The sequence below is a fragment of the Nibrella viscosa genome (genome assembly GCF_039541875.1).
Taxonomy (GTDB): Bacteria; Bacteroidota; Bacteroidia; order Cytophagales; family Spirosomataceae; genus Nibrella; species Nibrella viscosa.
Genome location: NZ_BAABHB010000003.1, coordinates 202384 through 219046, shown reverse-complemented (window position 1 = coordinate 219046; position 16663 = coordinate 202384). Strand labels below are relative to the sequence as shown.

The window sequence follows — 16663 nt, the reverse complement described above, 5'->3', positions numbered from 1 at the left end:
TCAATCGGATAGGGCTAATTGCCCGATAAGTGCCCGCGCTTCCTGCTGATACGGATGACCGTTCAGCGCGGCAATCTCACTAAGCGTCTGCCGGGCCTGCTCGGGCTGGTTGTTTTTCAGATAGGCCAGCGCCAGGTACCACTGCGCACTGGCCTGCCAATGCCCGGGGGCACGTTGTACCATTGGCCGAAGCCGCTGGATGGCCGCCTGCGTTCGGCCCTGACGGAGCGCCGTAACAGCCTCCTGCAAACGTACCGAATCCTGCAAAGTGGCCGGAGTGATTTCAGGAGCGGCCACACGGTCGGGGTCGGTTGGCAGTATGGGTGCAGGTTTAAGGTCCGTGGCGAATACCGAATTGAAAAGTTGCTCATTGCGGGCTACCTGCTGCCCACCTGACTGATCCCGGAAGAACATCCAGCCAAGCCCTACTACCAGCACAATGGTAGCGGCTGCCGCCCAATAGGTCCAGTTTGCCCGGAATACGGATTGTCTGGCCGGAAAGGAAATCACCTTTGTTTCTTCAGCCGGAGCAGCGATGTTATCGTTCTTCAATACCGAATTGTCAGTTTCGGTTAGCAGTCCTCGTTTTTCCAGGTCGGCATGCAGTTGCCGGAACCGCTGTTTCTGAGCAATCATGGCAATGCCCTCTTTGATTTCCCGCTGCGAGGCTACCTCCCGCCGAAGGTCGGCATCCTGCCGCAGTTGCGTCTCGAACCGGTCCTTTTCCGCCACCGCCATCCGACCCGACAGGTAGGCGTTGATCTGTTCCAGTAGTTCATCCGATAATTCCATATTGGTCTCCAGTTTACGGGTCGAGGGTTACCAGGACCTTATTCTTGATTTAGTCACGTCTGTATTGGGTGTACAGGGCTTTCATGCGCTGGGCGCACCGGAAGCGCTTTACTTTCGCGGAATTTTCCTGCAAACCGATGCGGGCTCCGCACTCACCCAGCGACCTCTCTTCGACATAAAAGCAGTGCAGCATCGTCCGGCAATCCTCACCCACCTCAGCAAAGGAACGGTTCACGGCCTCCCAGTCCACTTCACTATCCTCCCAGATGGAGTCCCGCGCTTCCAGGCTGTTTTCACTATCATCGTCTTCCGGATCATCATCCCGCCTGAACATAGTGACCATCTGTGGCTGCTCGCTGGAAGCAAACAGATCGTCCTCATTGGCTTCCATCTCCAGGTCGACATTGCCCTTCCGAATCGGATTTTTTTTCATAAAGCTGACCCACCGGTTGCGACACACGGTAAATACATACGCTGTCACCGGCTTACCCTGAAAAAGGTACTTCCCATTTTTCAGTTTTACCGCAAATTCTGCCAGCCCCTCCTGCAGAATGTCAAGCGCATCATCCTCCGAAATCAGACTCCGCTGCCGGGCATACGGAATGAAACTCCGGTAAGCCTTTATATATAAACACTCCCAGGCCGGCTGACTATCGCGGAAAAGCGCCTGGTAAAATCCTTCGGTTTCCTGGTCAAAACCCAGGCAGGGGTTATCAGCATTGGTGGCCATACAGCCCGGCTTTTCATGATGCCGGTAAAGCATAGATACTCATTTAAATGCCAAAAACCAATGCCATCAGGTCAGAATCACTGTAATCCATCTAGGTATCTTCCTTTCCCGGCTTGAGTTATCAGCCTCACCTGAATTTTTATTTCCGACCATATTTCAAGAATTTTTCTCTTCACTGTTAACCTCTCGTCCACTTCTGGATATACAGCCAGATGACCGGCTCCCGGCCGGCTTCTGTACAATTCATTCAATCCAGTTTCATTCACATTAATCCGTTAATTACCATGAAAAAAACAATGCTTTCGCTCCTGGCGGCTGCCTGTACGGCCACCGTCTTCGCCCAGTCCAATACGCTATCCCTTAGCCAGACAGGTAATGGCAACCAGGCTCCCGTTACGCAACGAGGATTAGGTAATACGTTAACCCTCAGTCAGACCGGCGATGCAAACACGGTCAGGTTGTATGGTCAGGTTTCTCAGCAAGGTCAGAACAACACCGGCGCTATTAACATCACCGGAAACAGCAACCAGTTTTCGTTTTCCCAGGGTGGCAGCAGCAATACCGGAGATCTGTCGGTAACGGGTAATAACAACCTCAGTAGTATCTATGCTTTCGGTAGCGGCAATGAAACCTCGATAAAGCAACTGGGTGACAACAATCAGGCGGGAGCGACTTCGTCAGACCTCATTGGGGGACACAGTCAGATCAGCATTGAGCAGATGGGCAATGGCAATGTAGGCAATGTGTTGTTCGGCAACGGCGGGAATAACAAGGCGACCATTGCACAGACCGGCGAGAATAACCAGAGCAATGTGACAGCCAGGGGCTATGATTCGTACACGCCTGCCTTCTTCAGCAGCAATAATCAGGTAAGTGTGACACAGAATGGCGCTGATAACCAAAGCAATGTAAACATCTGGTATAGCTCAGACAATCAAATAACCATTGAACAGAATGGCAATGGCAATTCGGCTGTTACCAGCCATACGGGTGGCATAAATTTCGGACAGGGGAACTATAATCAGACGTATATCGCCCAGACCGGCGAAGGAAACCTGGCTAATGTATCGCAACCGGGTAACAGTAACACGGCCAGCGTTACCCAACAGGGTAACGTCAACACGGCCTATCTCTCTCAGAACGGATCATTGCACGCAGCCACCATACGTCAGGAGGGTAACAGCAACACGTTAACGGGTCTTACGTCTTCCTTTGCAAGCCAGAGTGGGGTGGGCAATACCCTGACTCTGACCCAAACGGGTGACGGCAACATGCTGCGGTTTAGCCAGACCGGCAACGGCAACACGGCTACGGTGACGCAGGGCCGGTAACAGCCAGTTTTCTTTCGTCTTTTCCTCTAAACGTTCCTATCACTATGAAAACGGTAATTCTATCGCTCCTGGGGCTTGGCTGTATATCTGCCGTCTATGCCCAATCCGACACGCTGCCGCTCCGCCGGAGCGGCAGCGGCTCCCGTGCTGCCGACGGTGATACCAGCGTGGTTGCTCAGGCCGGCAATCGCCCGGCAACCGCTAACGTGATCAGCATTCAGCAGCAGGGACACGGCCGCTCGGTGGCGGTGACACAAACCAGCCAGGGTACCCAGGTACTTATCCGCCAGGACGGCGATCAGTCGGCAACCGTTTACCAGACCGGGCAGGGCAACCAGGTGAGCATCATCCAGTCTGACGAGACCGGCACCCGCATCAGCGTACAGCCCCTGGACAGCCTGCCGCCGGGCCGACCGAAACGGAAGAGCCCACCGCCTTCGGCCGGCCCTAAGTGGTAAGCCGCTACGTTTAACACATTTTACCCTATCTCCTATAAACAATTACCAATCATGAAAAAGCTAATTTTATCCGCGCTGGCAGCTAGCGCTATGTCTGCCGCCTATGCCCAGTCGAACACCGCGTCCCTCAGCCAGAGCGGCAACAGCAACCAGGCCCAGATTGCCCAGCAAGGCAGTGGTAATCAACTATCGGCAAGCCAATTGGGCAGTTTTAACCATATGGACCAACAACTGCCTATGCTCCAGAAGGGCAACAACAACATAGGCTCAGTTACGGTGGTCGGTGATGACAATTCAACGTTTTTAATCCAGGAGGGAAACAGTAACAAAGCTACCGCTTCGACGAAGGGTAATGGTAACTATGTGGCTGTGGGTGTTGCCTGGTCGGGCAATCAGAACGAGGCTTTTGTCTCACAGACGGGAGATGCTAATTATGCGGTGGCCGGCGGTAGTGAGGGGAGTTATAACATAACGACAGTGAAGCAAACCGGTAGCCGGAACGCAGGAGAGGCCCTATTTTACACGGGAAATAGTAATAACGCCACCATTACCCAAACTGGTGATGGTAACTCAGGCTATGCTACGGCTATCGAAGGCAGTAATAACCAGTTGAGTATAGCTCAAACCGGCAATAATAATGATGCAAACGTTAATACCGGCTACAGCAGTAACAATCAACTGACCATTACGCAATCCGGCAACGGTAACACGGGATATGCTCAGGTACAGGGATGGGGGGCTGGCAATCAGGCAAGCATTTCTCAATCGGGTAATGTCAACACGGCCAGACTTGAACAAACATCGTATGGAAATACAGCCACGATTATCCAGGAAGGCAACAGCAACACACTTCAGGGTTTTGCTCCGTCAAGCTATTTCCCATACGACAACAACGCCAGGCAATCAGGAGCCGGCAACATGCTGAATCTGACCCAAACCGGCGACGGTAATACCTTACGTTTCGGCCAGACCGGCAACAACAACACCGCTACGGTGACGCAAGGCCCTCAGAATTAGGTCTGCTTCCAGTCTTGAACATCTTTCACAATGTAATCTTTTATTCACCATGAAAAAACTAATGCTTTCACTGCTAACGGCTGCTTCTATGTCAGCCGCTTTCGCCCAATCAAACACCCTTTTGCTCAGCCAGACGGGCAATGGTAATACTACTCCCGTTACACAAAAAGGAACGGGTAATACCGGTGCGATCAACGTAAAGGGAGATAATAACCAAGTTTTTTATACTGTTCAGGGCACCACTACAAAAGGGGATGTATCAAGCACAGGTAACAACAATCAGGTCTATCTGAATGCCAATGCCGTTACAGGTAGCGAAGTTTCTATTTCTCAGGTAGGCGATGCCAATTTCAGCTCAGCCTCACTTCAGTACGGAACCGGAAACAAAGTAAGTATTCAACAGGAAGGCAATGACAACTCCAGCATTGCTAATGCTAAAGGGTCAAATAATCAATTTAGTATTAGCCAGCTAGGCAGCGAAAACAAAAGTAGTATTCAATACGCTGAAGGTAGCAACAATCAGTCTTCTAGTGTTCAGACAGGCACCGGAAATTTCAGTCTGGATAATTCTTTTTATGGAAGTAATAACCAAACCTCTATTGCACAAACGGGTGATTACAACTCTGTTCTAATCAATAGGGATGGATCATACAACACGGCTACCGTTGATCAAACAGGAAACCAGAATTCGGTTAATGTTCAACAATGGGGTGAAAACAGCCTAACTGTTACCCAGACCGGACTGAGCAATAGCGTAGCGCTCACTCAGTCAGGAGGAGCGAATGCGGCTACCATACTACAGGAGGGAAACAATAACAAGCTTATACCTATTCAGCCCACTGATCTATATGGTATGCAACAAGGCTATGGGAATGTGCTTAACCTCATCCAAACCGGCGACGGCAACGTGCTGCGCTTCAGTCAGGTTGGCAACAACAATACGGCTACCGTTACGCAGGGATTACATTGAACCATCAACGCCGGCTCCTTTGTACGGAGCCGGCTTAAACCAACCATCACACCGCCATGATACGATTTTTCTTCCTCCTCCTGTTCAGCCTGCTATCGGTAGCGGCATCGGCTCAGTCAGAGTTTACCTGTAAGCCAGGTGTGCAGCCAGCTCTAAAAACTCCGCTTAGTAACGAGATTATCCTGCTGCAAAGCGGACAACTGAACCAGATCCAGCTACAGGACAAAGGAGCCGGCAATCAGATCAACCTCCAGCAGCAGGGTATCAACAATGTACTGGACCTGGACATTTCGGGTAACGATAACCAATACTCCTTCTCGCAGCAGGGCGACAACAACCTGGCTCAGTGGCATTCCCGCCAGCAGAACCACCGGCAACTGGAGGTGCTGCAACGGGGCGACAACAACCGCCTGATTCAGGATGGCGGATCACTACCGGGCGGAATACCCATGCGCATTGAGCAGACCGGTGGTATGCAACTCATCATCAAAAACAACTTCTGACCATGAAACCATTACTCTTCCTGCTACTGATTGCCCTGCCCTCTCTGGCGTTTGCTCAGGTATCTCATATGGGCAAAAGTACGGATGGCGTTCGAAACCCGGAAGAGCCTGCCCTGGCCGATATGGGCGGCACCAGCCTTGTGGTCGACAACTCCCGCTCCAAAGTGGGCCGGGACTTCTACGACCTGTTTTATCAGCATTGGACAGCCCCAACTGCCGAGGGCGATACTGCACAGGTGTGTAAGCAGACACCGGCTGTTAAAATGGCCAACTGGATCGTTATCGCCATTGAAGAAATCCCCTCACCCGGCACCGCCTGCCAGATTCAGATTACGATTGACGGCGAACCGGTCTGGCAGCAGTTTGTGCAGGCCCGCCAGGACCTGCTGGCAGACTATGCCCTCAACGCCGTAGAAATCGTCCGCGAATCGCTGACCAGCTACCAGGAGGTGCAGCAGCAACTGAGCAAGTAGAGTCAGCTTAAGAATTGCTGGCGTCATCGGACGGCCGAAGCCGCATAACTCATAACCGTCGGGCGGCCCCGTCTTAACTCTTCACTTATAACTATTTCCTCTTCCCCTGTTAACCTCCCCCCACTCTACCATATATACAGTCGGAACAACACTCAATATCGACTGCATATGAAAAAGCTATTTATCCTCTTTCTCTTTTCGCTCGGCGCTTACAAGGTTCAGGCGCAGGGGCTCACCTACCGGCCCATGAACCCGGCCTTCGGCGGCAATACCTTCAATTACCAATGGATGCTCAGTTCGGCGCAGGCGCAGGATACGTTCAAAGATCCCAATGCCGCAAAAAACGCCCCCGGTTTCGGCTCGCTGAAGCGCTCCCCCGTCGACGAAATGACCGAGTCGCTGCAACGCCAGCTTATGAGCCGCATCACCCGCGATCTGATCGACAAGCAATTCAGCGAAGGTGGCCTGAAAGAAGGGTCGTACCAGTTTGGCGACATGCAGGTGGTTATCTCTAATTCGGCCGAAGGCATTCTGATTCGGGTCACCGACGGCAAAGGCGGTGAAAGCACCATCACCGTACCCTACTTCTGACCTTTCTCATCGTCACAAACTCCTTAAACAAAATTAGCCATGTTACACATATCTGGCATTCAGGGCATTCTCCTGCTAACTTCTTTATCACTGCTGACTGGATGCAGCACCTACTTCAACCAGCCAACGCGCACTCAGTCGGCCCGACTTGGCGAAGAGACAACCATCACCCCCGAACTTCGCAAACTGCCCGCCCCAAAAGAGAAGATTGTTGCTGCCGTCTATAAATTCAAGGATCAGACCGGGCAATACAAAGCCTCGGAGACCGGTGGCAACTGGTCGACCGCCGTTTCGCAGGGTACCACCAATATCCTGCTGAAGGCGCTGGAAGAAAGCGGCTGGTTTGTACCCATCGAACGCGAAAACGTTAGCGACCTGCTGAACGAGCGGAAGATTATTCAATTAAGCTCAAGCCAGTACCAGAAAGAGGGCATAAACCTCCCGCCCCTACTGTTTGCGGGGGTCATTCTCGAAGGCGGCATTGTGTCGTACGATGTCAATACTATTACGGGCGGGGCCGGTATGCGCTTTTTCGGCACGGGTGGTTCCAGTCAGTACCGGCAAGATCGGGTGACCGTATACCTGCGGGCGGTAGCGACCAAGTCCGGCAAAATTCTGAAAACGGTGTACACCTCTAAAACGCTGCTGTCGCAGGCGGTTGATGCCGGTATTTTCCGCTACGTTCGTTTCAAGCGGCTACTGGAAGCCGAGACAGGTTACGCTACCAACGAGCCGTCGCAGATGGCCGTGACCGAAGCCATTGAAAAAGCCGTGCAGGCGCTGGTGCTGGAAGGCATTCAGGATGGCCTGTGGGGTGTCGACGACAAACTGGCCGAACAGGCAGAGCAGGCACTGGCCGCCTACGCCCGCGAAAAACAGGAAATGAGCCAGACTGATGTATACGGTGCCCGGAACACGGTAGAACCGTCGCGTCTGACGCTGCACCCCTACGTAGCAGCCTGGCGCTACCACGGCGACTACGCTACCCAGGGTATCCGCACAGGTTATGGATTAGCCGCCGATGTGTATCTGACCCGGCATTTCGGGCTACAGGTAAATGCCGGAGCCGGTACGCTCGGCAGCGATCAGCGATTCAATTGCCCCGTCAGTACCCTACAGGGTAACCTGGTGTACCGGTCATTGCCGCTCCGGCGCATTACGCCCATACTGTATGCCGGTATCGGCATGATCGCCTGTCGGGCCGGCACCTCACCCGTCGAGATCAAAGGCAAAAGTCATTTGCTGCTGAACGGCGGCATGGGCACAGAAATCGCCCTGAGCAACAAAGTCGGCCTGCGCACTATGCTCGAATACCAGCAGCCTATGACCGACGCTCTGGATGGAGTCGTATCCGGCCGCTATTACGACTACTACCTGCGCGGCTCGGCCGGCCTGTCGTTCTATCTCGGCCGCTCAGCCAGTCGCCAACTCCCTGTTCGGAAATAATTTGATAATCAGTCAGTTAACCGACCAACACATTAACCAATCAACAACATGAAACCGTTTACTAACCTCCTCCTGATTGTCTTTCTGCTAACGCTGATCTGGGGTTGCAACGAAGACTTCACCGTAGAGCCGCAGCGGTACGGTGCCGTCAGCGGTCAGGTAATCGATAAAAAAACCGGCCGCTTCGTCAGCAAAGCCGTAGTTCGCCTGAGTCCCTCGGGGCGCATCACCAAAACAGATACCACCGGTCATTTCCGGATGGATACCATTGCGGTTGGAAAATACACCCTGCAAGCCACTAAAGAAGGGTATCAGGACCGCTCAGAGACGGTGGATCTTACCCAGAGCATGACCGCAACAACGGTAATTTACCTGGCGTACAACGACCGTGCACCCACGGAACCGATGCTTGTCAGACCAGCCAGCGAAGCCAAAGCGGTACCAACGACCACGACCCTGATGTGGAAATCGACGGACCCCGACAATGATCCGCTCACGTACGACATTACGCTAATCCGGGAGGGCAGCACCGACGCCCCCCAGGTATTCTCCGGCATCAAAGCCGATTCACTGGTAGTCAAAGGCCTACTGTACGGCACAACGTACACCTGGCAGGTTAAGGTATCGGACGGTAGCAACAATGTAAACGGCAAGACCTGGCGGTTCCGCACGATGGAGTTTCCCGACTTTGCCTACGTATATGCCAAAAAAATAAACAGCCGCTACCAGATTTTTACCTCCAACGGCACCAGTGAAGAAATTCAGCTAACGACCGAAGGCAGTAACTGGCGGCCGGTCGTCAGCCCGGACCGGAAGCGTATCGCTTTTATCTCGAACGCCCAAACTGATCTGCACATCTACCTGATGAACCGCGACGGCAGTGAGCTACACCGGCTTACCTCAACACCCGTTGCCGGAATAATGCCCCTGGATCTCTCGTTCTGCTGGTCGCCGGACGGCACCCAGCTTCTCTACCCCAGCAACAACAGACTCTACGCCATAGGAACCGACGGCAATGGCTTACGGCTGGTATCTGAACTGGCAACGGGCTACTTCTTCGCCGGCTGCGACTGGACCTCACAGGGCAACCGCATTGCCGCCCGCCTGACCAGCTACAGTGTATATGACAACCGCATTGTGCTGATGTCGCCGTCCGGCAAAGATACCACCACGGTGTACCGTCGGAAAAGTAACCGCATGAGCAATCCGGTATTTTCGGTCGATGGCACCAGGCTGCTCTTTGCTACCGATTATGGCTCACTTCAGGACTGGCAGGGCCGCCAGCTCGACTCGCAGCTTCTCCTGTACGACATAGCCAGGAAGACAACTACAAACCTCTCCGCCGGCACGAGCACTGCCACCGGCTACAAAGAAGCCGGTACCAACGACCTGGAACCCCGCTTTTCGCCCAACGGTGCCCGAATCATTTTTACCAACGCCGATAACACCGGCACGGGCGCTGTTCAGCTTATGACAATGGACGCAGACGGCAAAAACCGGAAACTGCTGATCGCTAAAGCTGAAATGCCGTTCTGGAAGTGACGCGGGTAGTCTCCTCAACCCTGGTGTATCCCTCCTAATGCCCGGTTCACGCGTAACCTTGTCGTGAACCGGGCATTTTCGTAGACAATTGATAAAATCTGTACCTTAGTACCTGTTTTTCCAAATAACAGTCTGGTTTTTACAGGTGAGGCACCAAATTGCGCTATTTACGGTATGTATCCTGCTCCTGCTGGCAGGTGGTTTGTTTGTGTCTTTTGTCGGCGAAGAGCCGAAGAAACCGGAGGCTAACCGGTTTACGCCGGTAGTACTGACGCCGGAAGGCTCGCTGAATGAGCCAATGGTGTTTGAAGTACTGAAAGACGGTACTGCGTACATCATCGAACGGCACGGTCGGCTGAAAAAATTTGATCCGGTGACGCAAACGGTCAGCCTCATCGCCACCATTCCTGTCTTTACCGGTAATGAACAGGGACTGGTGGGGTTTACCCTCGATCCAAATTTCGCCAAAAACCACTGGATTTACCTCTATTACGCCCTGCCCACGGAAAGCAAGATGGTGCTGACCCGCTGGGACCTGGTTAATGATAAGCTGGTCGAAAGCTCCCGGAAGGTCCTGCTGGAAATACCCGTCGACCGCGAGGGAACCAGCCATACCGGGGGCGGCATGGTCTGGGATGCCAACGGCAATCTGTACCTGACCGTCGGCAACAACTCCGGCAATTCATACGTTGCACAGACCGACGAACGACCGGGCCGCAGCAAATGGGACGACCAGCGCGGAGCCGCCAACACCAACGACCTGCGCGGCAAAATCCTTCGCATTCACCCGGAGCCTAACGGCACCGCAGGGGCGGCCCCCTATACCATTCCCGACGGCAACCTGTTTCCGAAAGATACCGACGCGTCGGACCGCGACGCGTCGGTGGTGCGGCATACCGACCGTTCCAAAACCAGGCCGGAGATCTACGTAATGGGTATCCGCAATGCCTGGCGACCATCCCTGGACAGCAAAACGGGCTGGCTGTACTGGGGTGAAATCGGCCCCGATGCCGACAAGGATACCGAGAATGCCCCCCGTGGCTACGACGAGTTCAACCAGGCCCGCAAACCCGGCTTCTTTGGCTGGCCGTATTTCATCGGCGACAACTACGCTTACCCCATTTTTGATTTTGCCACCAACAAGCCAGGGCCGAAGCTGGACCCCAACAAGCCCGTCAATCGCTCACCCAACAATACCGGCCTGACGGAGCTGCCCCCGGCGCAACCGGCATTTATCTACTACCCTTACGCCGTGTCGGAGAAGTTCCCGCTGGTGGGGTCCAGTTCGCGGGCAGCCATCGGTGGCCCCATTTATCGCCGGTCTGATTTCCGGAACCCGAAGCGGCCTTACCCGGCCTACTACGAAGGTAAATGGCTGGCCGCCGATCTGTCGCGCTTCTGGATTATGGCCATTGCGATGGACGCCAACGGCAATTACGAGTCGATGGAGCGCTTTGCGCCGGACTATCACCCGCGCCAGCCCATTGATCTGAAATTTGGCCCCGATGGTGATCTGTACGTGCTGGAGTACGGCGGCAACACGTCGCTTTCGGCCGTTGAGGCCCGGCTGGTGCGCATTGAATACAATGCCGGTAACCGCAAGCCGGTGGTACAGGCATCGGCCAGTAAAAAAGGCGGAGCCTTGCCGCTTACCGTAAGTCTGTCTTCCGCCGGCACTAAAGACTACGACGGCGACGCTCTCAAATACGAATGGAAGGTGGCTCCGGCCGGTGGCGCTCCCAGGGTATTTACGACGGCCAACCCGACCCTTACGTTTGATAAGGCCGGAGTGTACACCGCTACGCTGACGGCGACCGACGCCAAAGGAGCCAAAAACAGCCAATCGGTCCGTATCATTGCCGGAAACGAACCGCCGGTGGTGACGCTGGCACTGGCCGGAAACAGCCGTTTCTTCTTTCCCAATAAACCGATAAACTATCAGGTAGCGGTAAGCGATAAGGAGGATGGAACACTAGCCAACGGCCAGATTAACCCGGCGCAGGTGGCCATGAGCATTGACTATGTGTCTGAGGGCTTCGATCTGGTGGATGTGCAGATGGGGCACCAGCGGGTCGATGCTGCCACCCAGTTTGCCGTAGCCAGGACGCTGATGGGCAAGAGCGACTGCAACACCTGCCACGCCATCAACGCCAAAGCCGTAGGGCCGTCGTTCACCGATATTGCCAACAAATACAAAGCCGACCCGACAGCAGTAGACCGGCTGGTAAAGAAGATCCGCGAAGGCGGCTCCGGCGTCTGGGGCGAAACGGCCATGCCGGCCCACCCGACCGTTTCGCAGCACGAAGCCCGGACCATCACAAACTACATCCTGAACATTACCAATAAAGCCATTAGCACCCTGCCGGTGCAGGGTACATTTACACCCAGTATTCCGGAGGGCGAAAGCGGCAACGGCTTTTACATCCTGCGGGCGGCCTATACCGACCGCCCCACGAAAGTACCGTCGCATACCGCCGAAAGCATGGTGGTGCTGCGCCGGCCGCAACTCATTCCCACCGATGCCGATGTGATCCAGGGCGGAGCTGTGCGGGATCAGCTGGACGAATTTACCTTTCTGACGACCAAACCAAACTCGTACATCGGCTATAAGCAGATTGACCTGACCGGCATCCGGCAAATTGAGTTCCGGCCCAACTGGCATTTGTACGACATCTACACCGGTGGTGAGGTAGAAATCCGGCTCGACTCCCCAACCGGCCCTCTGCTAGGGACCGCCGAGGTGAAAGAGGAGTATTTCAACATCAACAAGATGCCGGGTGGCCGGGATAGTTTCTGGGGTCGCGAACCGCGCAACGACAAAAATGCCAAGACTACCCCCGCCCGCGTCATCATACAAGAAACCAGCGGTAAACACGATTTGTATTTTGTCTTTAAAAGCGCGAAAGCATCCCCTAAAGATGCCCTGTTCCCGCTGGCAACCATAAACCTGTATGAGTAAATTCTGTAACTGCCTCTGGCTGCTGCCGCTAACGCAGCTATTCGCGCAGGCACCAACCTACACAAACCCTATTGGCATGGAGTTCGTGCTAATTCAGCCGGGCAAGATGGTGGTGGGCCGGTTTCAGCCCACCTACCCCAAGCCAAACGAGGCAACCCAGGGCAGAGGGCTCAACTGGACGGCAGCGGACTACAAATTGGCCGAAAAGCTGGCCACGCAGGATGCTTCGCCTGGCTTTCCGGTCACCATCAGCCGGCCGTATTATATCGGCCGGTTCGAGGTGACTCAGGCGCAGTGGCAGCAGGTAATGGGTAACAACCCATCTGTTTTTCAGGGCGATAAAGTCAGCGACGATGCCGGCCGGCATCCGGTCGAGAACGTAAGCTGGCAGGATACGCAGGCGTTTCTGAAGAAGCTGAACCAGCTCGATAAAGCGCATACCTATCGCCTGCCGACCGAATTTGAGTGGGAGTATGCCGCCCGCGCCGGAGCCGACGATGAAATTGCCTGGTCGGAGATCCGGCAGGTAGCGCAGATGGGTACCCGCACGACAAATCCGGTCGGCCAGAAAAAACCCAACGTCTGGGGCCTATACGATACGCTGGGCAATGTGTGGGAGTGGGTGCAGGATTATTACAACGTAAAGCTGTTTGCCGATCCGGTACCACCCCGCTCCGGCAAAGAGCACGTGCTGAAAGGTGCTTCCTTTGTGGGCGATGTCAAAAACGCGACCTATACAACCCATGCCGCCGGTCCGGGCAATGGCTGGGATGTGGGGTTTCGGGTGGTGATGGAGGTGAAGGAATGATGAATGATAAACGATGAATGTATGCGATTGGGGTTCTCTATCTTTTTGGTTCTGCTGGTCTGTGTGGCTGGGGTAGTGCGGGCGCAGGGGGTGCCGGCTGGGTTTACGCCTATTTTTAATGGCAAAAATCTGAAAGGCTGGCATATGAGCCGGACTACCCACCAGGGTACTACCGGCAACTTTTATGTAAAAGACGGCGTCATTACACTGAAACAGCACCCTTACGGGCAGGGCGGAGTGCTGCTCACCGATAAAAAGTACAAAAACTTTGAGTTGTATCTGGAAGCGAAGGTCGATTCGTTTTGCAACGGCGGCATCTTTCTGCGTTCTACAGAGAGCGGGCAGGCGTACCAGGTAGAACTGATGCTGCCCGGTGGCTTGGGCAACCTGCTGGGCGAAATGTTGCCGATCAGTCAGGGTGCTCAGGCGACTAATATCGCCAGGGTCTGGAAAGCGGGAGACTGGAACGCCTTCCGTATCCGAATGGAAGGCGAGATACCGCACCTCACGCTCTGGGTAAACGGCGAGCAGATGTGGGAGGCAACCCAGCCCAAAAACGACTTCACCGCCGGTGCCACCGAAGGCATGATTGGCCTCCAACTGCACTGGTCGGCGGTGTACTCCCCGGCGGCTCAGGCCTTCAGCATGGCGGGTTCCTGGAAACCGGGGGGCGCTCACCGCTTTCGTAACATTGCCATTAAGGAGTTGAAGTAGCAGCCTACGCCGGCAACCACTTTGCGGCCGTTGCCTCTACGCCCAGCGTTACCATATCGGACAAATACTCCGTAACAGTATCGGCAAAGTCGGGTAAGCTCGACAGGTCGGCACCCCACAGCATCGTATCGGCGCAGACGCTGTGAACGAACTGCCGCACCGACGCCGGATCATGCACATCCACGGTTTGCCATAATTGGTAGAAATAATCGGCTTTCTCGTCGCGAATCGGGTACGACTGCGTTTGACCGGCAGCACTCCGCTCGCCGTAATACGTATTGCCTTCCACGTTCACAGCCTTCATGTACAGCAGATAAGCCGCGAACCCCAGCGCCATATGCTGCGGCAATTTGCCGAATTTATCGTAGTATCGCTGAATGGTAGCCACGTTGCGGGCCTGCATCTTGGAGGTCTGCTGGGTCAGGATGTTCGGCAGCAAGTGTACGATATGCGGGTTGCGGAACCGATCCAGCACATCCCGCGCAAACTGCTCAATGGCAGCCGGACCCGCGTCGGGCATGGTATCAGTCGGGACGGTCGGGACAATTTCGGTCAGCATCAGTTGCTGTACGAACCGCGACATGACCGGGTGGTGGTTGTTTTCATAAACCGTTTCCATTCCCATCAGGTAACCCAGCGGCACACTCAGGGTATGCGTGCCGTTCAGCACGCGGAGTTTGCGCTCCCGGTAAAACGTGATATCTTCTTCAATGATAATGCTGGAGTCTGCCTGGGCGAAGCTCAGCATTTCCTTCACCCGGTCGTCGCCCTCGATGGCCCAGAGCCGGTAGGGTTCGGTCATGGTCAGCAGGTTATCCTCATAGCCCAGTTCCTGCCCGAGCTGCTGGTACCGCTCAGCGTCGGGCCGGCCGGTCACGATGCGGTCGACAAGCGAGTTGCAGAAACGGACGTGGTATTTCAGCCATTTCATAAACAACCGACCCAGTTCGTTGTACTTTGCCAGCTTCTCGACCGTATCGCGCAGCTTCAGCCCGTTATCGGTAATGAGTTCGGTGGGAATTACCACCATCCCGCGCTTTTTGGAGCCGCCGGAGTTCTTAAATACTTCATACAGAAAGGCGGTCAGCTTCGCTGGATAAGACTGGGGCGGATGCTGGAAAATACTCTCTTCGACATACTGGATACCCACCTCCGTGGTGTTGGAAATGATAATCTGGAGGTCGGGGTTCTGCGCCAGCCGCAGAATTTCCTTCCAGTCGGTTTGGGCAGCCCATACGCGGCTGATGGCCGTTACCACTGTATTTTCGGCAATCGGCTGCCCCTGCTGAACGCCCCGCACCACCAGGGTATACAGGTTGTCCTGCCGGGCAAACTCATCCGTAGAACCATCTGTCGACTTTACTACTACAATGGAGCCATTGAAGGTACCCTGCTGGTTGGCTTTATTGATATAATAATCCGGCAAACCGCGTAGTAAAACGCCAGTGCCGAATTGCAGCACGCGTTCGGGGGGGGTATCAGTCGGAATCAACGCTTTTGACAGTTTATCCATCGTACTTATAGGGGTAACGGTGCTGCTATTCATGGCGAAAATACATTAACGATTGGTGTCTTTGGTGCATTTCTGCACCCGCATCATAAAAAAGCTATTGATTAACGATAGTGTTTACAAGTTGCACGGCCTGCCGGACGCTCTGCTCAAGTTCGTCAAACTTCCGGTTTTCCAGCAGGTGTTTCGGAAATAATTGGGAGCCGATACCCACGGCCGTTACGCCGGCATTAAACCAGCTTTCCAGACTTTCCTGCGTGGGCTCTACCCCACCGGTCACCATCACCTTCGTCCACGGCATCGGGCCGCGCAGCGCCTTCACAAATTTAGGACTGAGCGTATCGCCGGGGAAGATCTTCACCACCTCGACGCCCCACTCCTCGGCATGACTGATTTCGGTCATGGTGGCGCATCCCGGCATATAGGCCACCTTCCGGCGGTTACAGAGCTTAGCCACATCCGGGTTAAACGTTGGCGCCACTACAAAATTGGCCCCCGCCTGGATGTACAGAGCCGCCGTGGGCGCGTCGAAAATGGTACCTACGCCCAGAATCATGTCCGGCCATTCACGAGCCGCCCGGCGGTTGATCTCGGCAAAGACCTCGTGCGCAAAATCCCCCCGGTTGGTAAACTCAAACGCCCGGATACCGGCGCGGTAACTGGCCGCCAGTACGCCGGCGCAGATTTCCGGGTCGGCATGGTAAAAGACCGGCACCAGCGGCACCTGTCGGATGGTTTGGTAAACGGTTAGTCGATCGAAACGCATGGTTGTTCGTTTGAGGTTTAACGTTTGAGGTTTAACGTTAATTAGGCGAAGCA

At 54.5% G+C, this 16663-nt stretch carries 16 protein-coding genes; 12 read left to right on the top strand and 4 right to left on the bottom strand.

What is annotated here, in order from left to right:
- Positions 1–792: a tetratricopeptide repeat protein gene (locus ABD931_RS09430; protein ID WP_345266327.1), complete on the bottom strand. Its 792-nt coding sequence runs from the start codon at positions 790–792 to the stop codon at positions 1–3.
- 49 nt (positions 793–841) lie between these two features.
- Positions 842–1555: an RNA polymerase sigma factor gene (locus ABD931_RS09425; RefSeq protein WP_345266325.1), complete on the bottom strand. Its 714-nt coding sequence runs from the start codon at positions 1553–1555 to the stop codon at positions 842–844.
- 251 nt (positions 1556–1806) lie between these two features.
- Between ABD931_RS09425 and ABD931_RS09420 the strand changes: the two genes are divergently transcribed.
- From ABD931_RS09420 to ABD931_RS09365, 12 genes are all read left to right on the top strand, one after another.
- Positions 1807–2853: a hypothetical protein gene (locus ABD931_RS09420; protein WP_345266323.1), complete on the top strand. Its 1047-nt coding sequence runs from the start codon at positions 1807–1809 to the stop codon at positions 2851–2853.
- Between the two features lie 44 nt (positions 2854–2897).
- Positions 2898–3311, top strand: coding sequence for a hypothetical protein (locus ABD931_RS09415; RefSeq protein ID WP_345266322.1), 414 nt, complete (start codon positions 2898–2900; stop codon positions 3309–3311).
- Between the two features lie 51 nt (positions 3312–3362).
- Entirely contained in the window at positions 3363–4328 is a 966-nt protein-coding gene (locus ABD931_RS09410) for a hypothetical protein (RefSeq protein WP_345266320.1), read from the top strand.
- A gap of 49 nt (positions 4329–4377) precedes the next feature.
- On the top strand, positions 4378–5298 hold the full coding sequence (locus tag ABD931_RS09405; protein WP_345266318.1) for a hypothetical protein: 921 nt from the start codon (positions 4378–4380) through the stop codon (positions 5296–5298).
- 56 nt (positions 5299–5354) lie between these two features.
- Positions 5355–5801, top strand: coding sequence for a hypothetical protein (locus ABD931_RS09400; protein ID WP_345266316.1), 447 nt, complete (start codon positions 5355–5357; stop codon positions 5799–5801).
- 2 nt (positions 5802–5803) lie between these two features.
- Positions 5804–6274 (top strand): CsgE family curli-type amyloid fiber assembly protein, encoded by a 471-nt coding sequence (locus tag ABD931_RS09395; RefSeq protein ID WP_345266314.1) that lies wholly within the window; start codon positions 5804–5806, stop codon positions 6272–6274.
- 168 nt (positions 6275–6442) lie between these two features.
- Positions 6443–6865 carry a curli production assembly/transport component CsgF gene (locus ABD931_RS09390; protein ID WP_345266312.1) on the top strand — a complete coding sequence of 141 codons (423 nt, stop codon included), beginning with the start codon at positions 6443–6445 and terminating at the stop codon, positions 6863–6865.
- A 39-nt stretch (positions 6866–6904) separates the two neighbouring features.
- Positions 6905–8311: a CsgG/HfaB family protein gene (locus tag ABD931_RS09385; protein ID WP_345266310.1), complete on the top strand. Its 1407-nt coding sequence runs from the start codon at positions 6905–6907 to the stop codon at positions 8309–8311.
- 48 nt (positions 8312–8359) lie between these two features.
- Positions 8360–9853 carry a carboxypeptidase regulatory-like domain-containing protein gene (locus ABD931_RS09380; protein ID WP_345266308.1) on the top strand — a complete coding sequence of 498 codons (1494 nt, stop codon included), beginning with the start codon at positions 8360–8362 and terminating at the stop codon, positions 9851–9853.
- A gap of 145 nt (positions 9854–9998) precedes the next feature.
- The gene (locus ABD931_RS09375) at positions 9999–12812 is read left to right on the top strand and encodes a PQQ-dependent sugar dehydrogenase (protein ID WP_345266306.1); all 2814 of its coding nucleotides are present in this window, start codon (positions 9999–10001) and stop codon (positions 12810–12812) included.
- On the top strand, positions 12805–13620 hold the full coding sequence (locus ABD931_RS09370; protein WP_345266304.1) for a formylglycine-generating enzyme family protein: 816 nt from the start codon (positions 12805–12807) through the stop codon (positions 13618–13620). Before ABD931_RS09375 ends, ABD931_RS09370 begins: the two co-directional genes overlap by 8 nt.
- A gap of 21 nt (positions 13621–13641) precedes the next feature.
- Positions 13642–14334, top strand: coding sequence for a 3-keto-disaccharide hydrolase (locus tag ABD931_RS09365; RefSeq protein WP_345266302.1), 693 nt, complete (start codon positions 13642–13644; stop codon positions 14332–14334).
- A gap of 4 nt (positions 14335–14338) precedes the next feature.
- Here ABD931_RS09365 and ABD931_RS09360 read toward each other — a convergent pair whose 3' ends face one another.
- Together ABD931_RS09360 and ABD931_RS09355 are read right to left on the bottom strand one after the other, a co-directional pair.
- A complete protein-coding gene (locus ABD931_RS09360) occupies positions 14339–15847 on the bottom strand; it encodes a tagaturonate reductase (protein ID WP_345266300.1) in 1509 nt (502 codons plus the stop codon).
- Positions 15848–15941: 94 nt separating this feature from the next.
- Positions 15942–16610: a bifunctional 4-hydroxy-2-oxoglutarate aldolase/2-dehydro-3-deoxy-phosphogluconate aldolase gene (locus ABD931_RS09355; RefSeq protein WP_345266298.1), complete on the bottom strand. Its 669-nt coding sequence runs from the start codon at positions 16608–16610 to the stop codon at positions 15942–15944.
- Positions 16611–16663 lie beyond the last annotated feature (53 nt).